Raw genomic sequence first — 23,294 nt, 5'->3', positions numbered from 1 at the left:
TCTCAGCCACAAATCACTGCCGCTCGCTACGGTTTTCTTAGGCATCAATGATATTTCACCATCATGTTCCAATTTGATCTGACCTTTTTGCTGTCCGGCGACTATCGCGACTGGCTCGTTTCCGGCTTGCTGCTGTCCTTGCAACTGATGGGCATTACCTTGCTCTTGTCTTTGCCGCTGGCCTGCGGTGTGGCCATGCTGCGCCTCGCCCCGTCGCGCCTGCTCAATGCCCTGGGCGCCGCATATGTCGAGCTGATCCGCAATGTGCCCTTGCTGGCCCACTTCCTGTTCTGGTATTTCGGCGCGCCCGAATTGCTGCCCGATGCGTGGAAGGAGCGTTTGTATGCCGGCAATATCGAAGCCGTCAGCGCCGTCACGGCCCTGACTTTATATACGGCCGCCTACATGGCGGAAGACATCCGCAGCGGCATCCGCGTCATACCCGCCCAGCAATTCGAGGCGGGCCGGGCGCTGGGTTTCAGTTTTCTTGCCACCATGCGCCTGTGCATCTTGCCGCAGGCGCTGCGGCTGGCCGCGCCGCCGCTGCTGTCGCAAACCCTGACCCTGTGGCAAAACACCAGCATCGCCACCGTCATCGGCGTGGCCGAGCTGATGTACCAGACGCAGCGCGTGGAAGCGGCCTCGTTCCGCAGCGTCGATGCCTTCGTCTTCGCCAGCGCGGCCTACCTGGCCGTCTCGCTGCTGATCGCCGGCCTGGCGGCCTTGCTGCAAAGGAAGGTGTCCTGATGCTGGAACTCCTCCATGATTACTGGCTGTATTTCCTCGTCGGTCGCTATCCCGAGGGGCCGCTGGGCGGCCTGGCGCTGACGGTCGTGCTGGCCAGCCTGGCGCTGGTGCTGAGCCTGCCCTTCGGCCTGCTGCTGGGCCTGGCGCGCCTGAGTCCCTGGCGGCTGCTGCGCTGGCCCGTCGCCGCGCTGATCCACGTGGTGCGGGGCATCCCCTTGCTGCTGGTGATTTTCTGGGCGTATTTCTTCCTGCCCAGCATCACGGGACATGAAAGCGGGCAATTCGGTACCATGCTGGCCGCCCTCGTCATCTTCGACGGCATTTATCTGGCGGAAATTGTGCGCGCCGGCGTGCAAGCCGTGCCGCGCGGGCAGGTGGAGGCGGCCCGCTCGCTGGGCCTGAATTATCTGGACAGCATGCGCTCGGTGGTGCTGCCGCAGGCGCTGCGCCACATGCTGCCCTCGCTGGTCAACCAGTTCGTCTCGACCATCAAGGAAACCTCTCTCGGGTACATCATCGGCCTGGCCGAGGTGTCGTTCATCGCTTCGCAAGTGAACGGCCTCGTGCTGACCAAGCCCGTGCAAGTGTATTTCCTGCTGGGCATGACGTATTTTGTCTTGTGTTTCAGCCTGTCGCGCGCCGCCTTCTGGCTCGAGCGGCGTCAGGCGCGTCTCCTGAAAGCGGCAGCATGATTACCTTTGACAACGTCAACAAATACTATGGCGACTATCACGCCTTGTGCGAGATCAATGAACACGTCGCCAAAGGCGAGGTGCTGGTCGTGTGCGGACCATCCGGCTCCGGCAAGTCGACCCTGATCCGCACCATCAACCGCCTGGAGCCGATCGCCTCAGGGCGCATCGCGGTGGCGGGCCAGGATATCCACGCGCCGGGGCTGGACGTGAATGCCTTCCGCTCGCATATCGGCTTTGTGTTCCAGCAATTCAACCTGTTTCCCCATTTATCCGTGCTGGACAATTGCGCGCTGGCGCCGCAGCGCCTGCGCGGCCTCACCCGGCGCGAAGCGGAAGAGCGGGCGCTGGCCCTGCTGGAGCGCGTGGGCCTGGCGCACAAGGCGCGCGCCATGCCGGCGGCCTTGTCGGGCGGGCAGCAGCAGCGGGTGGCGATTGCCCGCGCGCTGGCCATGCAGCCGCCGCTGATGCTGTTCGACGAGCCGACGAGCGCGCTGGACCCGGAAATGGTGGGCGAGGTGCTGCAAGTGATGCGCGACCTGGCGCACGGCGGCATGACGATGGTGTGCGTGACGCACGAAATGGGTTTCGCGCGCGAAGTGGCGGACCGCGTCTGGTTCATGGACCACGGGCAAGTGCTGGAACGGGCCGCGCCCGAGGAGTTCTTTGCGCGGCCGCAGCATGTGCGCGCACAGCAATTCCTGTCCGATATCCGCAGCCCATATGGGGGACCGGCCTGAGGATTTCTGGGCTGTGTGCGCAAGCGAACGGTATCTTGGCGTTCTCCGGCGCACGCTATCGGAGTGGCGCACGGGGCGCCCGCAGCCGACCAGGAGGGCCGTATCATGTCACGCATCATCGCAGGTCATTTTCAGTTGCAGGAGCAGATAGACGCCGCGCGCGCCGCCCTGAACCAGGCGGGTTTTCCTGACAGCCGCATCAGCGCCTTCTTTGTCAACCAGCCGGGCCAGCATGATTTGCATGCGCTCGGCGGCGACCGCGACGTCTCGCCGGGCGCCAAGGAGACGCCGGAAGGCGTGGTCGAGGGCGTGGCCGTCGGTGCCGCCGTCGGTGCCGGCATCGGCGCTGCCACCACGCTGGCGACGGGGCCGCTGGGGCCGGTGGTGGGCGCGCTGGTGGGCGCCCATGTGGGCTCACTCTACAGTTTTAACAAGATGAAGGAGGCGGGCGAGCCCGAGAAACATGGCGAAAACCACCGCCAGCCGCGCCATCCGGGCATGCTGATCGCCGTGGCGCTGGGCGGCCTCGAAGAGCGCGAACGGGCGCTCGAGACACTGCACCGGCTGGGCGCCGAGCATATCGAGGAAGCGGAAGGCACGATCGCCAATGGCGACTGGCATGACTTCGATCCGCTCAGCATTCCCGTGCTGGTGGCGTGAATCAACGCCTCTGTGGTGCCATATGCATAAATTCCGCGCTGCACGAAATTTAGGTATGATCCTTGTTAGTATGAGTAATTATTGGTAAACAATGCCGACAGGGATAGTTTCCGCGCGCCCGAAGTGACACTGGACCAAGGTGACTGCCCGTAGTACTTGCCTCGCATGCTAACGAGTATGGATAGGAGGGCGCGTCATGACACAGGCATGGTTCATTCTGACACGGGCCGATGGGCGCGACATCTGCGCGCCCTCACCGGCACAGCTGGCCGATGCGCTGGCCGAGGTGTACCGCGGCGGCGCCGTCACGCCGGATGGCAGCCCGGCCGCCGTCTTGTTGCGCTTTGGCTACGACGATGGCTTGATGTATCAGGTCGAAGTCGCTAGCGGAGGCGAAGTCACTTTCGAGGAATGGTCGGACCGCGATTGCGAAATTGCCCTGGCCAGTCCGCGCCACATGTCGGCCCTGCCGCAGGACGACGCGCTGCAGCTGTGGCAGTGGCTGGCGCAGCGCCAGGTGGCGAAGATCCGCAGCCAGCCCTGGCAGGGCGGCTAGCCCGACCGTTTTAGCAAAGGCCTAGTGCGCCATCAGCACGGGGATCGTCATGCTCTGCAGAATCGTGCGCGTGACGCCACCGAGGATGGTTTCGCGCAGGCGCGAATGGCCATACGCTCCCATCACCAGCAAGTCGACCGACAGGTCGGCGGCCTGCGACAGCAGCGCCTCGCCGATATCGCCGCGCCGCACGCCACCCCCATCGAGCAAATGCAGCCGCGCTTCCACGCCGTGGCGCGCCAGGTAGTGCACCAGTTCCGCGCCCGGCTGTTCGCCGTGCTCGGCCGCATGCACCTGGGCGTCGAAGATGGCCACGTGGACTTGCCCGGCGCGCTGCAGCAGGGGAAGGGCGGCGGTCACGGCGCGGCTTGCTTCCTTGCTGGCGTTCCAGGAAATGAGCACATTGCGCGCCGCTGCCGGCGGCGCCAGCAGGGGCAGCGGCGGCGCATACGGCACGATCAGCACGGGCCGGCCCGAATGCAGCAGCACATAGGCGGGAAAGTCGCGCATCACGGACGGCGATTTATCCTTGGCATTGTATTGGCTGATGACGACCAGGTCCGCATAGCGGGCAAGCAGGCTGATGCCGCCCGCCGCCTCGTCGTCGAGCACGCGCTGTTCGAATGAGGCGACGCCGGCCGCGCGCACCTGCTGTTCGAAACCGTCGAGGGCGCGCGTGGCGCGGTCGCGCAGGAAATTCAGATGCAAGCTCAGGTTCGGGTCCGCATCGAGGTCGGGCTGGTGCTGGTACAGCAGGCGCGACACGCCCGTCAGCGCCACGCCCGTCAGGTGGCCGCCGCACGCCTGGGCGATGCTGGCCGCCGCTTCGATGCGGGCGGCGCGCCCGGCGCTGTCGTCGATGTGGAGCAATACGGTCTTGTACGTCATGGCCTGTCCTCTCGCTGTGCAGTAGCGGCCATTCTGGCACAGTCCGGGGCGCCGGCCGCGCACGACTGCACCAGGCTGGGCACTTGATCTGGCGCAAGGCTGGCAATAAAAACTGCTCCTACACTTGATGCCACGCAGAACAACCATAACAAGCGGGGAGAGACAGTCATGAAGGAACAAAAGGTAGCGCTGGTCACGGGCGGCATGGGCGGCCTGGGCACGGCCTTGTGCCGGCGCCTGCATGCGGCGGGCTTTGCCGTCGTGGCGGCGCATACGCCGGGCAACACGCGGGTGGAAAGCTGGCTCGACGAGCAGCAGGCGCAGCAGTATTATTTTCACCCGCTGGCCCTTGACGTGACGGACTTTGCTGCCTGCAGCGAAGCCGTCGGCAAGGTGCTGGCGCAGTTCGGCCGCATCGATGTGCTGGTCAATAACGCCGGCATCACGCGCGACCAGAGCATGCGCAAGATGGAGTTGCCGCACTGGTCCGAGGTGATGCGGACCAATCTCGACAGCCTGTTCAACATGAGCAAGCAGGTGCTGGAACCCATGCTGGAAAAGAAATGGGGACGCATCATCAATATCTCGTCCGTCAATGGCCAGAAGGGCGCGTTTGGCCAGTGCAACTACGCGGCCGCCAAGGCCGGTGTGCATGGCTTCAGCAAGGCGCTGGCGCTGGAAGTGGCGCGCCACGGCATCACCGTCAACACCGTGTCGCCCGGCTACCTGCGCACGCAGATGGTGACGGCCGTGCCGGCCGATATCCTGGAAACGAAGATCCTGCCGCAAATCCCCCTGGGCCGCCTGGGCGAGCCGGACGAGGTGGCGGCCCTGGTCGCTTACCTGGCGTCCGACGAGGCGGCATTCGTCACGGGCGCAAACATCGCCATCAATGGCGGACAGCACATGAGTTAGGTAAGCGTACAGCTTGCATAGAGGCAATGGCAGTAGAGGAGACCCATCCACCCAGCCGGCGCATAGACGCTGGCGGAGGACGGCAGGCAGCATGGTAATTACGCTGGAAAACAGGGGGCAGGGCAGCGATGCCTTGCCCTTTGTTGTCGTGCCGCCGTTAAGCTAGGGTCATGGTATGGCGCGCCGTGCCTTTTCCAGCCGCGTCTGGCAATCGATGCACAGGCGCGCTTCGGGGCGGGCGTTCAGGCGCGACAGGCCGATGGCTTCGCCGCAGTTGTCGCACAGGCCGTAGCTGCCGTCGGCAAACTTCGCCAGCGCGTGCTTGATGATGGCCAGTTGCGCCTGATTGTGCTCGGCCGCTTCGCTGACGAGGGCGTTCAAGGTGCGCACGCTGGCGTTGTCGGCCGGCGAGGCTTCGATTTCATTGAGCAGCGAGGCGCGCGCGTCCGCTTCGGCCGCTTCGTTCTCTATCTGTTCCAGCAACGCCAGCTTGCGTTGCTCCAGCACGCCTTGCAGGCGCTGTAGCTGGTCTTGCGGCAATCCATTCATGGCTGTCCCCGATAGGAGTCTCTCCTCTATGGTAGTCCAGGATGGGCGCTTCTGCTTGCGCTACTACCCGCGCCGCGTTTGACGCGGCGCAGGCAGGCGCGGGCCGTTCTATGCTGGCTCTTTCAGGCAGTTGACCATCCAGGCCACGCCGAACTGGTCTTTCAGCATGCCGAAGCGTTTGGCCCAAAACGTTTCTTCCATGGGCATCTGGATGGCGCCGTCACGCGCCAGCGCGGCGAAGGCCCGTTCCGCCTCCTCCGGCGTGTCGACGGTCAGGCAGATCGAGCTGCCGCTCATGCCCTTGGCGCCCTCGTCGTAGCCGCCGTCCGAGCCCATCAGCATGGTGGGACCCAGCTGCACGGAGCCGTGCATGATCTTGTCATACCAGTCTTCCTTGACTTGCTCCTGCATCGGCGTGCCGCGATACGGCATCAGGCACAGGTCTGTGCCATGCAGGTGCTGCCGGTAGTATTCCAGCGCTTGCGCGCAGTTTCCATTGAATTGCAAATACGGTTCGATACGCATGTTGGTCTCCTCTGGCAATCGCCCCGCAGGCACGATTGCCAGGCGGGGACGTCCCAGTATAGGCGCTCGCCGGCCGATTTCAATCAGTCCGGCGCCATCTCTTGCAGCCGCTCACGCACCTTGCCCAGGGTGCTGAGGATGCGCTCGGGATTGCCGGCCAGGACGGCACTGCCCAGATGTAACAAACTCGTCGACAGGCTGATCCAGTGCCGCACATCGTCGTTGCGGGCGATGCGCAGGCGCACCGTGTCGAGCAGGCCGCTGAGCTGGCGCTGCGCCGTTTCCAGGCCCATTACCGTATGGCCGGCAGCATCGGCATACAGCTGGTTGGCTTGCTGGCGCAAGGCTACTTCCAGGGCGAAGACGGCTTGTGCCTGGCTGTGGCTGATGCCGTTTTCTCCCTGGCTGGCGCGCTTGCGGATGGCGCGCATGACGGCACCGTGCAAGGTGACGGCCGCCTGCGACAGGCTGTCGGCCAGTTGCTCGACGCGCATGGCGCTGCTGAGAGCCGCTTCGCGGCGTTCGCTGCCGCTGCTCCTGCCTACCGATCCGTCCATCTTGCCTCCGTGGTGGTGAGGGCGGCGGCCAGCTGTGCGTGGTCGCGCGCCAGTGCCGCCAGTTGCCGGCGCGCCAGCGTGTGGCGCAAGCCAAGCAGCCGGTATTCTTCGGTTTTACTTTGCTGCATGGTTTTCGCCAGCACGGCCAGCAGGCGCTGCTGCGGCGTGTCGGCAAACGCGATTTCCACGTCGAGCAGGCCGAGCACCATGTCGCGCTCGTTATCTCCGCTTTTGTCGTACAGCGCCAGCAAGCTGTCGAGCGCGGCCAGCAGGGCTTGCAGCGGCGCGTCGCCGTCGTGCAGCACTTGCGCCAGGTGCGCCTGCTGGCTGGCCGCCCCGCCCAGGAGCGACAGTTGCTGCAGCAACAGGGTGTAGGCGCTGACATGGCGGTCGTCGATGCCGCTGCCGGGCCAGGCGCGGATGGCGGCGCCGGCGCCGGCCAGTTCCGGCTGCACGTCAAACGCATCGGCATTCGCCAGCAGGCCCAGCGCCTGCAGGTACAGGCGCACGGCCTGCGCCAGGCGCGCGACGTCCGTCTGCGCGGCGCGGCGCTGCGCATCGAGCAGGCGTTCGCGCGCGTCTTCGGCCGGCGACAGATAGGGGCGGGTGCGCTGGTAGCTGTCCACGTGGCGCTGCGACAGTTCGCCGAAGGCCGTCAAGGCATCGGTGCCGGCGGCCAGGGCGCGCACTTGCGCCAGGTCGGTGCGCGGACTGGCGCAGCCGCACAGCACGACGGCCAGGAAGAGGCTCAGGTACAGGTTGAGGCAAAGGGCGCGGCGATGGCGGGCGGGCAGGGTGGACACGTCACCTCTCGACAGGAAATACTGTATGGAAAGGTATTGTCGTGCCGGCCTGCGTTGCCCGCCTTGTGCGGGCGCAAGCGCGCTGCGATCAGGCGCCCGTCGTGCCCGTCAATTGTTCGCGCCAGCCCATTCCGGCCACGGTGTCGCTGGCGGGACGGTATTCGCAGCCGACCCAGCCCACGTAGCCGACCTGGTCGAGCAGCTTGAACAGGTGGCGGTAATTGATCTCGCCCGTGCCCGGTTCGTGGCGGCCCGGCGTGTCGGCGATCTGGATGTGGCGGATCAGGGGCAGGAGGGCGCGGATAGTGTTGCTCAGCTCGCCCTCCATGCGCTGCATGTGATAAATGTCGTACTGCAGGAAGATATTGCTGCGCTGGCAGTCGGCGATGACGTCGGCCGCCTGCTGACTATGGTTCAGAAAGTAACCGGGCATGTCAAAGCGGTTGATCGGCTCGATCAGCACGTTGATGCCGTGCGGACGGCAGGCGTCGGCCGCAAATTGCAGGTTGCCGATCAGGCTTTGCCGCGCACGCTCCAGGCTCATGCCGGGCGGCACGATGCCGGACATGCAGTGCAGCTGTTTCGCCCCCAGCGCCAGCGCATAGTTGAGTGCCAGCTGCACATTCGTGCGAAATTCCTCGCCCCGGCGCGGGTCGCAGGCGATGCCCCGCTCGCCGTGTTCCCAGTCGCCGGGCGGAAAGTTGAAGACGGCCAGCTGCAGATGGTGGCGTTCCAGCCGCATGGCAATCTGCCGCGCCTCGACGGCATAGGGAAACAGAAACTCGACGGCATCGAAGCCCGCTTCCCTGGCGGCGGCAAAGCGGTCGAGGAAAGGCAGTTCGGTAAACATCATGCTGAGGTTGGCAGCGAAGTTCGGCATGGCGGCACGCAGGTGAGGAAGATGGATACTATCCTAGCCCAAATTGCCAATCAGTGGCGTGCATGAAAAAACCGCTCCAGAAGCAAGTCCTGAAACGGTTTTTGTCGTCTTTTTGACAAAGACAAACGCCGCCTGAAAGCGTAGCGAGCGGGAGTGATATTGCGTCGAGTAGCGCAGCCGTACTGGAGTACGGCGAGCAACGCAAACGCAATAGCGCCCCGCGCAGTAGCTTTCAGGCCGCGTTTTAGCGGCCGCGGCCGCCGGAGCGGTGGGAGGCCGCCGAACGCGGCGCATTGCCCGAACGGTTGCCGCCACCACCGCCGCCCGATGGGCCGGCGCTGCGTGGCTTGGCGCCGCTGCCGCCCGTTTTCACGCGCACCACGGCGCCGGCTGGCGCGCGGCTGTTGTTGCGGTGGCCGCCGGTGCCGCTGCGCAATTGCACAGGCTGGGCGCGGGCGTTCAGGTCCGGCTCGAAGCCCGGGATGACTTCGCGCGGCAGGGTTTGCTTGATCAGCTTTTCGATGTCTTTCAACATTTCGTGCTCGTCCACGCAGACCAGCGACACGGCTTCGCCCTTGGCGCCGGCACGGCCCGTGCGGCCGATACGGTGCACATAGTCTTCCGGAATGTTCGGCAAGTCGTAGTTGACGACGTGCGGCAACTGGTCGATGTCGATGCCGCGCGCGGCGATGTCGGTGGCGACCAGCACTTGCAGGGTGCCATCTTTAAATTCCGACAGGGCGCGCGTGCGTGCCGACTGGCTCTTGTTGCCGTGGATGGCCAGGGCGCCGATGCCGTCCGCGCCCAGCTGCTCGACCAGTTTATTCGCGCCATGCTTGGTGCGCGTAAAGACCAGCACTTGCGTCCAGTTGTTCGACTTGATCAGGTAGGACAGCATCGGGTGCTTCTTGTCGCGGTCGACGGGATGGATCTTTTGCTTGATCACTTCCACGGTCGAATTGCGGCGCGCCACTTCGATCATGGCCGGCTTGTTCAGCAAGCCGTCGGCCAGGGCCTTGATCTCTTCCGAGAACGTGGCCGAGAACAGCAGGTTCTGGCGTTTCGGCGGCAGCACGGCCAGCACTTTCTTGATGTCGCGGATGAAGCCCATGTCCAGCATGCGGTCGGCTTCGTCCAGGATCAGGATTTCCACTTTCGACAGGTCGACGGTGCCCTGACCCATGTGGTCGAGCAAACGGCCAGGCGTGGCGACGAGAATGTCGACGCCATGCTTGAGCTGCTTGATTTGCGGGTTGATGCCGACGCCGCCGAAGATCACGGTGGAGTTCAGCTTGGTGTACTTGCTGTAGGCGCGCACGCTTTCCTCGACCTGCGCGGCGAGTTCGCGCGTCGGTGCCAGGATCAGGGCGCGGATCGGGCGCGTCGAGGTGTTGCTGGTGATGGCAGCGCCATTCGTGTCGGTCGACAGGCGGTGCAGCACGGGCAGGGTAAAGCCGGCCGTCTTGCCGGTACCGGTTTGTGCACCGGCCAGCAAGTCGCCGCCAGCGAGCACGGCGGGAATCGCCTGCGACTGGATCGGGGTCGGCACGGTGTAGCCGTGTTCGGTAACGGCACGTACGATAGCGTCGGACAATCCGAGGGAGGAAAAGGACATGGTAACTTTATTGTGAGATCGGCCTGTCGCCATCGTGGGGCGCCAGTCGCAGGCAATCAGATTAGGGGTCGAAAGACAGCGGCAAGGGGACTGGTCATATGTGCCGCACACGCGAAGTATAACAGCATGGCAAAAAACCGCCGAGTTTGTTTAAAGTATGCAATACCACAGGTAAAAGAAATACATGGCCACGGTGCGCCTTTGCATGCCGTTTTTCATTATTATTGCCTGTAGCACTCCATCTGCGGGACTCGCCGTGGCGCCGGAGTGTTCACTCCCGGAGGACTATCATGCGTATTGCCGATCTTCGCATCGCCACCCGCCTGTACGGCGGTTTTGCCACCATCGTCCTGTTGCTGGCCGCCCTGGTCACCGTCGCCACATTGAACGTCTCGCGGCTGGCCGACGCCAATGCCATCAATACCCACACTTACCAGGTACTCGCTGAAAACAGCGCGATCTTGGAAAGCCTGATCAATATGGAAACGGGGCAGCGCGGCTATGTGATCACGGGTGCGGAGGCCTCGCTGGAACCGTACAAGGCGGGGCAGGCCGCGTTCGGCGCGCATCTGGACAAGGCGCGCGCCCTGACCAGCGACAATCCTGCCCAGCAGGAGCGCCTGGCGAAGCTCGATGCCGCCAAGCAAGCCTGGCTGGCCGGCGCGCTCGAACCCGTGATCGCCATGCGGCGCGCCGTGGCGCAGGGCACGGCGGCCATCGAGCCCGTGCTGGCGCTGGAAAAGGAGGGCCGGGGCAAGCAGGGCATGGATGCCATGCGCGCATTGCTGGGCGAGATCGGCCAGGCGGAAACGGTGCTGCTGGCTCAGCGCTCGGAAGCAGCGGCGGCCTTGCAGGCGCGCACGCACTGGACCTTGCTGGGCGGCGGCGCGGCGGCGCTGTTCTTGGCCGCCCTGATCGCCTGGTGGCTGGCGCGCAACATCAGCGGGCCGCTGCGTTCGGCCATCGACGTGGCCAGGCAGGTGGCGCAGGGCGATCTGACGGTACAGGTGGAAGTGCGCTCGAAGGACGAGACGGGTGAACTGATGCAGGCATTGAAGGAGATGACGGCCAGCCTGCTGCGCATCGTCACCGAGGTGCGCGGCGGCACGCAGGCCATCGCCACGGCCTCGCGCCAGATCGCTTCGGGTAATCTCGACCTGTCGGCGCGCACGGAACAGCAGGCCAGTTCGCTGGAAGAGACGGCCTCGTCGATGGAAGAACTGACCAGCACGGTACAGCAGAACGCGCAGAATGCCCATGAAGCCAACGGCCTGGCCGCGTCGGCTTCCACCGTGGCGGGCAAGGGCGGCAGCGTGGTGGCGCAGGTGGTCGATACCATGGGTTCGATCAACGACTCGTCGCGCAAGATCGTCGACATCATCGCCGTGATCGACGGCATCGCCTTCCAGACGAATATCCTGGCCCTGAACGCGGCCGTCGAGGCGGCCCGGGCGGGCGAGCAGGGGCGCGGTTTTGCCGTCGTCGCCACGGAAGTGCGCAACCTGGCCCAAAGATCAGCCGGCGCAGCGAAGGAAATCAAGGCCCTGATCAACGACTCGGTGGCGCAGGTGGAGAGCGGCGCGCGCCTGGTCGACGAGGCGGGCCACACCATGCACGAGATCGTCGACAGCGTGCACAAGGTCAGCAGCATCGTCGGGCATATCTCGTCTGCCAGCGATGAGCAGCGGGCCGGCATCGAGCAAGTCAACCAGGCGATCAGCGAAATGGATCATGTGACCCAGCAAAACGCTTCATTGGTGGAAGAGGCCGCCGCGGCTGCGGAAGCCATGCAGGAGCAGGCGGCGCGGCTGGCCGATGCGGTGAGCGTGTTCAGGACGGCGCAGGTGGACGCCATCGCGGCGCCGGCACCCCGGCCCGCCGTGCGCCGTCCCGTGCCGCTCAAGGCGGCGCGCGCGCCTGCCCGCCTGAGCGTCAAGCCCGCAGCGCCCCATGCGCCGCAAGTTCCAGCCGGCAAACAGCGTCCGGGGGACGATGAGTGGGACGAGTTTTAGCACAGGCGCCCAGTGCATGCGACAGCTGTCGCAAATACCGCTTGCATGCGTGTGACTGTTGTCGCATAATTGTGTCAATAGTCACTCAAAGGATGCACCATGAGCACGCCCTCCGTCACCGAACTGTCGTTATTGAAAGCCTTGTGGAAAGACCACCCACTGTCCGCGCGCGAATTGCATGCCCGCGTGGAAGAAGAGCTGGGCTGGTCTTTTTCGTCCACGCGCAAGACGCTTGAGCGCATGCTGGACAAGGGCATGCTGCTGCAGCGCAGCGTGCACGGCGTGCTCGTGTATGAAGCGAACGTGGACAAAGTGGCCACCCTGGCCGCGTTCGCCCACGACTTTGGCCGGCGCGTGATGGAAATCGACAGTCCCTTGCCGGTTAGTATGTTTACCGGCAGCAAACTGGTGGACCAGCAGGAGCTGGCGGCGCTGGAGCAGCTGCTGCAGGACTGGCCTGCGGACGCGAAGGAATAGGCCATGACCCTGTTCGCCCTGACCTTGTTGCAGGCGACGGCCGCCTGCCTGTTCGCCGGCTTGCTGCTGCAAGGCTTGCTGCACCTGGCGCAGGGGCGCTGGCCCGCGCTGGCCGCCCAGCGCAGCGCATGGCTGGCGGCCGCGCTGGTGCTGGCCGCCGTGTTCCTGCTGCCGCTGTTGCCGCAGGGCCAGCAGATCAGCGTGGTACCCGAGTTCAGCTTGCCCGCCGCCGCGCAGGCAGCGCCCGAGGCGGTTTTGCCGATGGCCGCGCCCGCGCCCGCGCCCATGCCAGCGCCGCTGGTCGAAGCGCCATCGGTGACGGCCTGGCTGAGCATGCTGGCCACGATCTGGCTGGGCGTGTATCCGCTGGTTCTGTCCGTGCTGGCGTGGCGCCGCTGGCGTAGCCGCAGCGCACTGCGGGCCTTGCTCCAGGCGGCGCAGCCGCTGGCGCCGGCAGCCCTGGCCGCGCATGGCGCGTTTGCGCCGGCGCAACTGCGCCAGCTGCAAGCCCAGCGCACCGCCGTACTGGAAATCGACGCGCCCATCTCGGCCATGCTGGTGGGCGTGTGGCGGCAACGTTTGCTGTTGCCCGCGCATTTGCGGCAATTTACGGCCGAGCAGCAACAACTGGTCATCGAACACGAACTGACGCATGCGCGCCGGCGCGATCCCATGCTCCAGCTGCTGGCCAGCGGCGTGCAACTGCTGTTGTGGTTCAACCCGGCAGCGCGCTGGCTCGCAGGCAAGCTGGCCTGGGCGCAGGAACTGGGCTGCGACCGCCATGTGCTGGCTGGACGTTCGCAGCAGCAGCGCCGCGAATATGCGGCCGCCTTGGTGCGCCAGCTGGGCCTGCAAACCCGTGCCCCTGCCGGCCTGGCGTTTGGCGGCCAACCCGACAGCATGCTGGAGCGCGTGGCCCGCATGCGCGACAGCAGCGCCGCCAGTATGCACTGGCGCGCCCGGCTGGCCATGGGCCTGGTCCTGTGCGCACTGGGTGCGGCCAGCGTGGCCTTGCAGCCGGCACTGGCTTTACAACCGGCACCGGCCTTACAGCCCGCACGGGCCTGGACATCGGCCGCGTCCTTTGCCAGCCCGGCCCCGCTTCCGGCCACGGCACCTGCCCATGCGCCGTGGCGCAATCCGCTCGCCACCATGCGCGTCACGGGTTTCTTTGGCGTGGTGCGCCCCATCACGCAGAAGGGCTTGCGCGGGATTGACCTGGCGGCGCGGCGCGGCACGTCCGTGCAGGCAGTGGCCGATGGCATCGCCACGGTGACGCAGGACGACTGGCTGGGCAAGGCCGTGCACATCGCCCATGGCGGCGGACTGCAATCGGTATACGTCCACCTCGACAGCGTCGCGCTGGAAGACGGCGCCATCGTCGAGGCCGGCCAGCGCATCGGCACGGTGGGCGACACGGGCCGCGCGACGGGGCCGCACCTGCACTTCCAGGTACGCCAGGACGGCCGCGTGCAAGATCCGCAGCGCTGGCTGGCCGGCCTGGATGCCAACGCCAGCGAACGGGCCTTGCGCATGCGCAAGGAGCAGTTCGGCCGCTGACGCCGTACGGTATTTTGTCACCCAGGAACAACAAACGGGGGCGGACTCGGCAGGGTCTGCCCCGGCGTGAGGCTCTTGGTTTTCACTGAAATATCCTTTCTTCGGGAATCCCCATGCGATTGAGTATCTTGTTGTGCAGCCTCGCGCTGCCGTTGACGGCGCACGTCCGTGCCGAAGACATTCTCCCTTCCGTGACGGTCCATGCCGGTAAAGTGGAGCAGCGCCGCAACGACACCGTCGCCGCCATCGTCGTCGGCCACGATGAATTGATACGCCAGGGCGACCGCGTGCTGTCCGACGCCCTGAAGCGCCTGCCCGGCATTTCCATCGGCGGGCCATCCGGCGCGGCTGCGGGCGCCGCTGGCGGGCAAATCCAGATGCGCGGGCTGGGCCAGGGCTATACCTTGATCATGCTCGATGGCGTGCCCGTGGCGCCCGGCTTTTCGCTCGACGCCCTGGACCCGGAACTGGTCGAGCGCGTGGAAATCATGCGCGCCGCCACGGCGGAATTTTCTACCCAGGCGATCGCCGGTTCCATCAACATCGTGCTGAAAAAGTCGGGCGGGCGGCGCGAACGCACGTTCAAGCTGGGCGCGTCCGCCAGTCACGGCATGCCCGCCGGCAGTGCCACCGTGCAGTGGTCGGACAAGGATGGACGCCGGTCGTACGCGCTGGCCGGCACGCTCAGCCATACGGGACGCGAAGCGTTGCTCGACGAGTGGAGCCGCGAATTCGACGCAGCGGGCGCGCCCACGGTGGTGCGCCACGTGCCGCTCACCGAGCGCGTGACGAGCGACGCCATCGAGCTGGCGCCCCGCGTACAATGGGCGCTGGCGGGCGAGGGCAGCCTGGCCTGGCAAAGCCTGGTCAACGTGCGCCGCCTGGCCAGTCGCCGCCACGCGCAGGAAACGGCTTACCTGGGCGGCACGACCGTCTATCCGGAGAACCAGGCCAATTTCAACCAGGACAGCAGCACCGTGCGCAGCGACCTGCACTGGCTGCGCAAGCTCGACCATGGCGCCAGTCTCGACGTGAAGCTGGGCGCCAGCATCAATCACCGCGCCAATGATTATCAGTTCCTGGGCCGCGGCGCGGCGCCGGGACAGGGCATCACGCGCCTGGTCGATTCGGGCCTGGACGAGGTGGGCGTGCAGGCGAGCGGCACCTACCGCCGCGCGCTGGGCGAACACCACACGCTGGCGGCGGGTTGGGATGCGGGGCACCGGCGGCGCACGGATTTTCGCCGCGAACGCCAGCTGGAGCCGGGCGGGCGGCCAGTGCTCAGCGACGAAGACTATGCGGCCACGGTGCGGCGCCTGGCACTGTTCGCGCAGGATGAATGGGAACTGTCCGCGCATTGGTCGCTGTACCTGGGCTTGCGCTGGGAAACCTGGCGCACGGCCAGCGCCACGGGCGGCGGCGAGCCGGTCGACGTGCGCGCGCAGGTATGGAGTCCCTTGCTGCAAAGCCTGTGGAAGTCCGGCGGCAAGCAGCAGGTGCGCCTGGCCGTTACGCGCACCTACAAGGCGCCGCAGATTTTCGAACTGATCCCGCGCCCGTACACGGTCGACAATGGCAACAGTCCCACGAATCCCGACACCCAGGGCAATCCGGCGCTGCGCCCGGAGCTGGCGTGGGGGCTCGATGCCGCCTATGAATACTATCCGGGCGCGGGCGCCATGCTGGGCGCCAGCGCCTCGCTGCGGCGCATCAGCGACGTGATGCTGGAGCGCCTGTACCAGGACAACGGGCGCTGGGTGAGCACGCCCGTCAACCATGGCCATGCCGGCGTGCGCTCGATCGCGCTGGAAGCGAAGCTGCCCTTGACGGCGCTGTGGGCGGGCGCTCCCGCGCTGGACTTGCGGGCCAACGTGGCGCGCAACTGGTCGAGGCTCGATGCCGTGCCCGGCCCCGATAGCCGCCTCGACAGCCAATTGCCGTGGAGCGCCAACGTGGGAGGGGATTACCAGCTGGCCCGCCTGCCCCTGAGCCTGGGCGTCGACCTGAATTACCAGGCGGGCGGGCGCTCGCGCGAGTCCGGCCAGCTGCTGGCCTGGCAGGGCGGCAAGCGCGAACTCGATATGTACGCGCTGTGGAAAGTCAGCGACAGGCTGCGCCTGCGCCTGTCGGGCGCCAACCTGCTGGGGCAGGATTACCGCACGCGCAGCCTGTATGCGGATGGCGCGCGCAGCCTGCTGCGCACGGTCGATACGGGCAGCTACCGCACCTGGCGGCTGATGCTGGAGGGAACCCTGTAGCCAGCTGTAGCCAGCCTAGTCGTCGATCTCGTCGACGGTGTAGCTGACGCCCTGCGCCTCGAGGTAGCCGCGCACGGCGTCCAGGCCGTGCCACGGGTCGGGGCGCAGGTGCTGGCATATATACAGGCCCGCATCCGTCAGCCTGGCGTCGGTGTCGGGCATGGCGGCGCCGGTTGCGCGCGGTGCCTGCGGCAGTGCCGCCAGCAGCTGTTCGAGATGCTGGCGCTGGCGCGGCGCCAGGCTGGCCGCGATCCTGAATTCAAATCCCATGTTTTCTCCTTGATTGACAGGCCGCCGCAGCGGCTATTTTTCATTATCGAAAAAATTGCACATAGCTTGGCATTCTTTCCGTTTTTGTTTTCAAAGTATCTCGTCCATACTGCATAGCACTGGCCCGGCACACACAGCGTGACGCAAGGGCACGAGCAGAAATGCCGTACAAGGACCTCTCTTTTTTCATATTCAATTATTTTCACTAAGGAAAACATCATGCCTATCGCCACCGCCCAAGCCGCCCACAAACTGCTGACTCCAAACGATCATACCCTGATCATGATCGACCACCAGTCGCAGATGGCGTTCGCCACCCGTTCGATCGACCTGGCCTTGCTGCGCAACAATGCGGCCCTGGTGGCCAAGGCGGCGGCGCAATTCAAGGTGCCGACGATTCTGACGACGGTGGCCGCCAAATCGTTCTCCGGCCCTATTTTTGACGAGATCCAGTCAGTCTTCCCCGAGCAGGCGCCGATCGACCGCACCAGCATGAATACCTGGGAAGACGCGCGCATCGCCGACAAGGTCAATGGCTACGGCAAGGGCAAGATCGTGCTGGCCGGCCTGTGGACATCCGTCTGCATCGTGGGCCCTGCGCTGTCGGCGCTGGAGCAGGGCTTCGAGGTGTACGTGATCGCCGACGCCAGCGGCGACGTCTCCGACGAAGCCCATGCGATGGCCATGCAGCGCATGATACAGGCGGGCGCGCAGCCGATGACGTCCGTGCAATACCTGCTGGAACTGCAGCGCGACTGGGCACGCGGCGAGACTTACAACGAGACGGTGGCGACAGCCGTGGCGCACGGCGGCGGCTATGGCCTGGGCTTGATCTACGCCAAATCCATGTTCAACGCCAGCGAAGGCCATTGATTTTCACTGACTCCGGCTCCGCCGCCCGCCGGCAGAGCCGTGTTTTTACATGATTCGGGAGTTCCCATGCACGCAAACACGATCTTGCTCAATGGCCGTTTCCACACGGTCGACAGGACGCAGCCGCTGGCGTCCGCCGTCGCCATCGCCGATGGCAAATTCCTCGCCGTGGGCGACGTCGAAGACGTGATCCGTCATCGCGGTCCCGCCACGCAGCTGATCGACCTGGGTGGCCGCACGGTGATTCCCGGCCTGAACGACTCGCACCTGCACCTGATCCGCGGCGGCTTGAACTACAACCTGGAATTGCGTTGGGAAGGCGTGCCCTCGCTGGCCGATGCCTTGCGCATGTTGAAGGAACAGGCCTTGCGCACGCCGAACCCGCAGTGGGTGCGCGTGGTGGGCGGCTGGACGGAATTCCAGTTCGCGGAAAAGCGCATGCCCACCCTCGATGAAATCAACGCGGCCGCGCCCGACACGCCCGTCTTCATCCTGCACCTGTACGACCGCGCCCTCTTGAACCGCGCCGCCCTGCGCGCCGTCGGCTACGATAAAAATACGCCGAACCCGCCCGGCGGCGAGATCGTGCGCGATGCATCGGGCAATCCCACGGGCTTGCTGATCGCCCGGCCGAACGCCATGATCCTGTATGCGACCCTGGCGAAAGGCCCGACCTTGCCGCGCGAACTGCAAGTCAATTCCACGCGCCAGTTCATGCGCGAACTCAATCGCTTGGGGCTGACCAGCGCCATCGACGCGGGCGGCGGCTTCCAGAATTATCCCGAGGATTACGCGGTCGTCGACGAGCTGGCGCAAAAAGAGCAGCTGACCATCCGCATCGCCTACAACCTGTTCACGCAAAACAAGGGCGCGGAATTGCAGGACTTCCAGAAGTGGACGGGCATGGTGAAACCCGGCGATGGCACCGATTACTATCGCCACAACGGCGCCGGCGAAATGCTGGTGTTTTCCGCCGCCGACTTCGAGGATTTCCTCGAACCGCGCCCAGAGCTGGCGGCCGGCATGGAGGATGAGCTGGAAAAGGTCGTGCGCCACCTGGTCGAGCAGCGCTGGCCGTTCCGCCTGCACGCCACCTATGACGAATCGATCGGCCGCATGCTTGACGTGTTTGAAAAGGTCAACCGCGACACGCCGTTCGGCGGCTTGCACTGGCTGTTCGACCACGCGGAAACCATCAGCCCGAAAAATATCGACCGCGTGAAAGCGCTGGGCGGTGGCCTGGCCATCCAGCACCGCATGGCGTTCCAGGGCGAGTATTTCGTCGAGCGCTACGGTGCCGACGCGGCCAAGGCGACGCCGCCCGTGCAGCGCATGCTGGACGCGGGCGTGCCCGTCGGCGGCGGTACGGATGCGACCAGGGTCGCCAGCTACAACCCGTGGACGGCGCTGTACTGGCTGGTTTCGGGGCGCACCGTGGGCGGCTTGGCCCTGACGGATGCGGCGGGCAGGTTGTCGCGCGACACGGCGCTGGAGCTGTGGACGGCGGGCAGCGCCTGGTTCTCCAGCGAGCAAGGCAAGAAGGGACGCATCCGCGAGGGCATGCTGGCCGACTTGGCCGTGCTGTCGGCCGATTACTTTACGGTGCCGGAAGAGGCGATCAAGTCCATCGAATCCGTGCTGACCATGGTGGGCGGCAAGGTCGTCTACGGCCAGGCGGAATTCACGACCCTGGCGCCGCCGCCCATTTCCGTGCTGCCCGAGTGGTCACCCGTGCGCACGGTGCCCGGCCATTACCGGCCCGCGGCCAGGCCGGCGCAAGCCATGCTGCCGCACCAGTGCGCGGGCGCCTGCGGCGTGCATGCGCATGCGCACGACCGGGCGCGCAAGTCGGCCGTGCCGATCAGTGACTTTTCCGGCTTCTGGGGCACCTTGGGCTGCAGCTGTTTCGCCTTCTAGAGGGCGGCCTGGCCTTATTTGGAAATGCGCAGGATGGCCGAGGCGAGCCGCGTGAAACATGGGCTCAGCTCGCTTTCGGTGGCCGCATAGCAGTACAGGCCCACGGGCTCGGCCGGCTTGCGGCAAGCCGCTTTTGCGTCGGTCGTGTTGGCCAGGCAGCGCAGCAAGTCTTCGCCCAGCTCGTTGTCCGGCCCTTCCTTGGTTTTCAGCGAGGCGCCCATGCCCAGAGTAAAGACAAAAATGCCTTCCTGGCGCGCTTTTGCCGCCATCGCTTCAACCAGGTTGCGCGAGGCGCGGTGCACATTCGTCCATTGCGCTTGCGCCGTTGCGGTGGAAGAAGTCACGACGCGGGGCGTATTGGTGACGATGGGAAACTCGCGCAGCGCCGTGTCATTATTCGCGTTATACCATGCGGGAAGTCCGGTGATCTGACTGGCGGCGCAATCGCCGTATTGGAGCGAGTCGCTCACTTTCATCCTGTACAGGCCCGCCAATGCCGGGTTTTGCAGTTTCGGAAAGGTGGCGAGGCCGCCTGCGTCCTTGCATTTGTTGTCCTTGTTGGGAAAGTACGCGGAAAATGCCGCCGGCGAGCCATCGGAAAAAAACACGATGACGCGCAGGCTGGAGCGGTTGACCTGCGCGATGTCGTTCAGCTGTTTGCGCGCCTGGAACATGCCGGCGGAAGAATTGGTGCCGCCGACAAACGAGAATTGATCGATCTTTCCATTTTTCATGGTCATGCTGTCGCGGTCGAAACCGCGCTCGACCTGCCTGATCGGGACGTCGATTTGCGCTTCCGAAGCGAAATGCAGCAAGCCGACCCGGTCGACCGTGGAGTTGAATTTGTTCAGGAAGGACTTGCCCGCCGCCCGCACGGCGTCCGCATTGTTTTCCAGCGAACGCGACGTGTCCATCACCAGCACCATGTCCAGGTCCTTGCGGATGGTTTGCGCGCTGGCCGCCACGTTCAGGGTCTTGAAGCCGAGTATGCCCATCAGCGAGACGGGCAGCGAGGCGGTGGCCGAGACGTCGATGGTGACGGTGCCTCTGTCGAACACCACGCCGACGGGATTGAGGACCGGCGTCGAGAGCAGGAAGTTGTCCGGATAATTAATGTCGAAAAACTCCCTGGCCGCCTGGCGCGCGCTGTCCCGCTGTTCCGCTTCCGAATTGCCCGCGGTAATGCCGCGCGCCGCCGCCAGGCTGGCCGCGTCGACGGCCGCATTGAGCTTGGCCTTGACGAAGTAGCCGAGGGCGGAATCGACGGCCAGGCCCACCGAGGCGATCAGGACGACGGCCGACAGCGCCACCATGATCAGCACTTGGCCGCCTTGCCGCTTGTGTGGAATGCGCATCAGAATACCGTCATCGAAGTGAGGTTGGGGCCCAGCACGGGCGTCGTGCTGTTGCCAAAGTTCAGGGTGCCGAACAGCATGTCGAAATCGTAGAACGTTTCCACGGCGTAGATCAGTTCGCCATCGGCCAGCTGGTTCTGCATCAATGCCACCGTGGGGGCATGCTCGTCCTTGGCGACGCCGGTGCACGTGCCGTTGCTCCAGCTGCCGCATTGCCATACCTGGCTGGCGGGCAGGTAGCCGCTGGCCCTGGCGCCGGCATCCCAGCGGTATTGTTCCAGCACGATATTGCGCAAGCCGCTCTTTGCCGTGTAGCCCATGATCTTGGTGATGTAGATCATGCCGCGCTTGTTCATGTCCAGCGGCGGCGTGCTGGCGGCCAGCGCATTCATGATGGCCTGGCCCGAGCCGCTCAGGTCGGACGTGGAGCGCGAGGCCAGGTTGGCGCCTTCGCGGCTGATGTTGAGCAGGATGGTCTTGGCCTGGATGGCACGCGACAGGTCGGCCAGCATGAACAGCAGCAGCGCCAGCAGCGGCAGAACGATGGCAAATTCCACGGCGGCGATGCCGCGCGCGGCGCGCGGCGCAGGAGGGCGGGCGCGCATCACAGGCCGCCAAAGCTTTCATTGCGCATGGTGGCGGCCACCACGAAATGCGCCTGGCCGTCGCGGAACAGGGCCCGGATCATCGGCGTGGCAAACGCCCAGCGGCAATCGACGGAGATGACGACGATATCGCCGGCCTGGCCGAACATGGCGGCGCCGACCGCATCGCTGCCGTTGACGGAGATCACGGGGCTGACCTTGTCATACATGCCCATGGAGCTGTCGCGTATTTTTTGTATCACGGCCTGGTAGCGCTGCTGGTTGGCGCTGTCGGGGTCGAGGTCTTTGGCCCCCGTGACGGCATAGCGCGCGCCTTCTCGCACCGCGTGCTGCATGGTCATATTGGCAAAATACGCCATGCTCAATTCAATGATGCCGATTATCAGCATGAGAAACACCGGCGTTATCAGGGCCAATTCCAGCAAGGTGGCGCCGCCCTGTCCGCTTTGCTTGCGGAATATAGGGGAATCGGCCTGTTTTAAACGCATGGGATTAATCCGGTTAGGTGCCACGATGAAAAATGTCGGGCGGAGGGTATTACGCCATTTGACTGGCGATTATTCTATATCGATTTTCAAGGGCATGTCTTCCCATTAAATTATTACAGGTCAAGATAATCGTAATTAAGCGCCTTATTTCAAGTGTGCGGCCCCCGTCCTTACAGGGCCGGGAGTAATATGCGCGGGTATGAAAACAGGCTTGGTGTCAGGATTGTCCTGCGTGCAGGCAAAGACTTGTTTTGCAAGGTGATGCAATAAAAATGCTGCAATGTAAGCAACAGCAGCGATGGCAGCAGCGATGGCGCGCCGGCGGCGCGCCCGCCCTGGCCGCGCTGCCCATCCATCGGCACTCGCCCGGCGTGCGGCGACCGCTGGCGTGGGTCATGCACCGCGTTTGCGCGTGCCGGCCCAAGGCCTCTTCCTTCGTGCCCCCATGACTTCCTCCCCTGCGCGCGGCAACAGAGGCGCGCGCGGGCGAGGCTGGCAATCCGATTCGGATCAACAACATTCCCCGAAGGGAATGGGTTACACGTTAAGAGGTAAAGCATGTCAACAAAAAATGTCATACGCGTCATGCTGGTGTCGGACCACAAAACCTGGCTGTGGGGCCTGGAGCAGCTGCTCGCCGGCGCCCAGCCGGCAATGCAGGTGGTGGCCAGCGCCACCGAGATCGACGGCGCGCTGCTGCTGGCCCGGAGCCTGTGTCCCGACGTCATCGTGCTTGACGCCGATCTGGGCTGCGGCGGCGCCTGCGCCATCGATTATCTGCCGCAGCTGCTCGGCAATGGCGTCTCGCGCGTATTGCTGTTCAGCGGCACGCAGGACCAGGCCGAGTGCGGACGCGCCGTGCGCAGCGGTGTGCGCGCGGTGGTGGGCAAGGAGACGCCCGTCAAGCAAATGGTCGACGCCATCGCCCGCCTGCATCAGGGCGAGTTGTGCCTGGCTCCGGCGCTGCTCGACAGCATGCTGGGGGTGCTCAACAAGCCGGAAGCGGCACCCGATCCGGAAGAGCAGCGGATCGCCAGGCTGACGCTGAAGGAGCGCAAGATCGTTGCCATGATGGTGGAAGGAAATGGCGCGCTGAACCGTGCAATAGCCCAGCGCGCTTTTATCTCGGAGCAAACCTTGCGTAATCATCTGACATCGATCTACAGCAAGCTCGATGTCACCAACCGCCTGGAATTATATGTGTACGCCACCCGCAACCGGCTGGCCGAGTCCCTGCCTGCGGAGGGATAGTACATATGTCCTGATTGTAGACAAAAAATTAAGATGGTTTGTACTGTGCATAAAATGACTTTTCTCTGATTCGATTTAATGTTTGTTTATATAAAATACAC

24 protein-coding genes are annotated in these 23,294 nt (G+C 64.9%); 13 read left to right on the top strand and 11 right to left on the bottom strand.

What is annotated here, in order from left to right; all coding sequences use genetic code 11:
- Positions 1 to 63 precede the first annotated feature (63 nt).
- From JAB8_RS21415 to JAB8_RS21395, 5 genes are all read left to right on the top strand, one after another.
- Positions 64 to 747 (top strand): amino acid ABC transporter permease, encoded by a 684-nt coding sequence (locus JAB8_RS21415; protein WP_070291331.1) that lies wholly within the window; start codon positions 64 to 66, stop codon positions 745 to 747.
- The gene (locus JAB8_RS21410; protein WP_070291330.1) at positions 747 to 1,439 is read left to right on the top strand and encodes an amino acid ABC transporter permease; all 693 of its coding nucleotides are present in this window, start codon (positions 747 to 749) and stop codon (positions 1,437 to 1,439) included. The genes JAB8_RS21415 and JAB8_RS21410 overlap by 1 nt, the downstream gene beginning before the upstream one ends.
- Complete coding sequence (locus JAB8_RS21405) at positions 1,436 to 2,179, top strand: amino acid ABC transporter ATP-binding protein (protein WP_070291329.1); 744 nt, start codon at positions 1,436 to 1,438, stop codon at positions 2,177 to 2,179. Before JAB8_RS21410 ends, JAB8_RS21405 begins: the two co-directional genes overlap by 4 nt.
- A 105-nt stretch (positions 2,180 to 2,284) precedes the next feature.
- Complete coding sequence (locus JAB8_RS21400) at positions 2,285 to 2,839, top strand: glycine zipper domain-containing protein (protein ID WP_070224942.1); 555 nt, start codon at positions 2,285 to 2,287, stop codon at positions 2,837 to 2,839.
- Between the two features lie 196 nt (positions 2,840 to 3,035).
- On the top strand, positions 3,036 to 3,395 hold the full coding sequence (locus tag JAB8_RS21395) for a hypothetical protein (RefSeq protein WP_070224943.1): 360 nt from the start codon (positions 3,036 to 3,038) through the stop codon (positions 3,393 to 3,395).
- A gap of 21 nt (positions 3,396 to 3,416) precedes the next feature.
- On the opposite strand, the gene JAB8_RS21390 is transcribed toward JAB8_RS21395, so the two are convergent.
- Positions 3,417 to 4,283: a universal stress protein gene (locus JAB8_RS21390; protein ID WP_070291328.1), complete on the bottom strand. Its 867-nt coding sequence runs from the start codon at positions 4,281 to 4,283 to the stop codon at positions 3,417 to 3,419.
- Positions 4,284 to 4,451: 168 nt separating this feature from the next.
- On the opposite strand from JAB8_RS21390, the gene phbB reads away from it, so the two are divergent.
- The gene (phbB, locus tag JAB8_RS21385; protein WP_070224945.1) at positions 4,452 to 5,198 is read left to right on the top strand and encodes an acetoacetyl-CoA reductase; all 747 of its coding nucleotides are present in this window, start codon (positions 4,452 to 4,454) and stop codon (positions 5,196 to 5,198) included.
- 168 nt (positions 5,199 to 5,366) lie between these two features.
- Here the strand turns inward: phbB and JAB8_RS21380 are convergent, their stop codons facing one another.
- The 6 genes from JAB8_RS21380 to JAB8_RS21355 all read right to left on the bottom strand — a co-directional run bounded on the left by JAB8_RS21380 (position 5,367) and on the right by JAB8_RS21355 (position 10,127).
- A complete protein-coding gene (locus JAB8_RS21380; RefSeq protein ID WP_070291327.1) occupies positions 5,367 to 5,747 on the bottom strand; it encodes a TraR/DksA family transcriptional regulator in 381 nt (126 codons plus the stop codon).
- A gap of 108 nt (positions 5,748 to 5,855) precedes the next feature.
- A complete protein-coding gene (locus JAB8_RS21375) occupies positions 5,856 to 6,272 on the bottom strand; it encodes a VOC family protein (RefSeq protein ID WP_070291326.1) in 417 nt (138 codons plus the stop codon).
- Positions 6,273 to 6,355: 83 nt separating this feature from the next.
- Entirely contained in the window at positions 6,356 to 6,829 is a 474-nt protein-coding gene (locus JAB8_RS21370; protein ID WP_083287293.1) for a hypothetical protein, read from the bottom strand.
- Positions 6,814 to 7,632 (bottom strand): hypothetical protein, encoded by an 819-nt coding sequence (locus tag JAB8_RS21365; RefSeq protein WP_083287840.1) that lies wholly within the window; start codon positions 7,630 to 7,632, stop codon positions 6,814 to 6,816. The genes JAB8_RS21370 and JAB8_RS21365 overlap by 16 nt, the downstream gene beginning before the upstream one ends.
- 88 nt (positions 7,633 to 7,720) lie before the next feature.
- The gene (gene otnI, locus JAB8_RS21360; protein WP_070291325.1) at positions 7,721 to 8,512 is read right to left on the bottom strand and encodes a 2-oxo-tetronate isomerase; all 792 of its coding nucleotides are present in this window, start codon (positions 8,510 to 8,512) and stop codon (positions 7,721 to 7,723) included.
- Between the two features lie 244 nt (positions 8,513 to 8,756).
- Positions 8,757 to 10,127 carry a DEAD/DEAH box helicase gene (locus JAB8_RS21355; protein ID WP_070291324.1) on the bottom strand — a complete coding sequence of 457 codons (1,371 nt, stop codon included), beginning with the start codon at positions 10,125 to 10,127 and terminating at the stop codon, positions 8,757 to 8,759.
- A 290-nt stretch (positions 10,128 to 10,417) separates the two neighbouring features.
- Here JAB8_RS21355 and JAB8_RS21350 point away from each other — a divergent pair, with 290 nt between their 5' ends.
- The 4 genes from JAB8_RS21350 to JAB8_RS21335 all read left to right on the top strand — a co-directional run bounded on the left by JAB8_RS21350 (position 10,418) and on the right by JAB8_RS21335 (position 16,434).
- Positions 10,418 to 12,139 (top strand): methyl-accepting chemotaxis protein, encoded by a 1,722-nt coding sequence (locus JAB8_RS21350; protein ID WP_070291323.1) that lies wholly within the window; start codon positions 10,418 to 10,420, stop codon positions 12,137 to 12,139.
- Positions 12,140 to 12,238: 99 nt separating this feature from the next.
- Positions 12,239 to 12,616: a BlaI/MecI/CopY family transcriptional regulator gene (locus JAB8_RS21345; RefSeq protein WP_070291322.1), complete on the top strand. Its 378-nt coding sequence runs from the start codon at positions 12,239 to 12,241 to the stop codon at positions 12,614 to 12,616.
- A gap of 3 nt (positions 12,617 to 12,619) precedes the next feature.
- Positions 12,620 to 14,176, top strand: a complete 1,557-nt coding sequence (locus JAB8_RS21340; RefSeq protein WP_070291321.1) for a M23/M56 family metallopeptidase — start codon at positions 12,620 to 12,622, stop codon at positions 14,174 to 14,176.
- A 113-nt stretch (positions 14,177 to 14,289) separates the two neighbouring features.
- Positions 14,290 to 16,434, top strand: a complete 2,145-nt coding sequence (locus JAB8_RS21335) for a TonB-dependent receptor (protein ID WP_070291320.1) — start codon at positions 14,290 to 14,292, stop codon at positions 16,432 to 16,434.
- A gap of 15 nt (positions 16,435 to 16,449) precedes the next feature.
- Here the strand turns inward: JAB8_RS21335 and JAB8_RS21330 are convergent, their stop codons facing one another.
- Positions 16,450 to 16,704 carry a hypothetical protein gene (locus JAB8_RS21330; RefSeq protein ID WP_070291319.1) on the bottom strand — a complete coding sequence of 85 codons (255 nt, stop codon included), beginning with the start codon at positions 16,702 to 16,704 and terminating at the stop codon, positions 16,450 to 16,452.
- A 219-nt stretch (positions 16,705 to 16,923) separates the two neighbouring features.
- On the opposite strand from JAB8_RS21330, the gene JAB8_RS21325 reads away from it, so the two are divergent.
- Positions 16,924 to 17,577 (top strand): hydrolase, encoded by a 654-nt coding sequence (locus tag JAB8_RS21325; protein WP_070224955.1) that lies wholly within the window; start codon positions 16,924 to 16,926, stop codon positions 17,575 to 17,577.
- A gap of 66 nt (positions 17,578 to 17,643) precedes the next feature.
- Positions 17,644 to 19,494 (top strand): amidohydrolase, encoded by a 1,851-nt coding sequence (locus JAB8_RS21320; RefSeq protein ID WP_070291318.1) that lies wholly within the window; start codon positions 17,644 to 17,646, stop codon positions 19,492 to 19,494.
- A gap of 14 nt (positions 19,495 to 19,508) precedes the next feature.
- Here JAB8_RS21320 and JAB8_RS29215 read toward each other — a convergent pair whose 3' ends face one another.
- Genes JAB8_RS29215 through JAB8_RS21305 form a run of 3 tightly spaced genes read right to left on the bottom strand, consistent with a single transcriptional unit; the run spans position 19,509 to position 21,942 of the window.
- Positions 19,509 to 20,849 carry a VWA domain-containing protein gene (locus JAB8_RS29215; RefSeq protein ID WP_070291317.1) on the bottom strand — a complete coding sequence of 447 codons (1,341 nt, stop codon included), beginning with the start codon at positions 20,847 to 20,849 and terminating at the stop codon, positions 19,509 to 19,511.
- A complete protein-coding gene (locus tag JAB8_RS21310) occupies positions 20,849 to 21,454 on the bottom strand; it encodes a TadE/TadG family type IV pilus assembly protein (RefSeq protein WP_070291316.1) in 606 nt (201 codons plus the stop codon). Before JAB8_RS21310 ends, JAB8_RS29215 begins: the two co-directional genes overlap by 1 nt.
- Positions 21,454 to 21,942, bottom strand: a complete 489-nt coding sequence (locus JAB8_RS21305) for a TadE/TadG family type IV pilus assembly protein (protein WP_070224959.1) — start codon at positions 21,940 to 21,942, stop codon at positions 21,454 to 21,456. The genes JAB8_RS21310 and JAB8_RS21305 overlap by 1 nt, the downstream gene beginning before the upstream one ends.
- A 558-nt stretch (positions 21,943 to 22,500) precedes the next feature.
- On the opposite strand from JAB8_RS21305, the gene JAB8_RS21300 reads away from it, so the two are divergent.
- A complete protein-coding gene (locus JAB8_RS21300; RefSeq protein ID WP_070291315.1) occupies positions 22,501 to 23,193 on the top strand; it encodes a response regulator transcription factor in 693 nt (230 codons plus the stop codon).
- The last annotated feature ends 101 nt before the right edge of the window (positions 23,194 to 23,294 follow it).

It is taken from the genome of Janthinobacterium sp. HH106, from assembly GCF_001758725.1.
Classification (GTDB): domain Bacteria; phylum Pseudomonadota; class Gammaproteobacteria; order Burkholderiales; family Burkholderiaceae_D; genus Janthinobacterium.
Note: the sequence above shows the minus strand (reverse complement) of the source record. Positions and strands in the feature narration are given on the sequence as shown.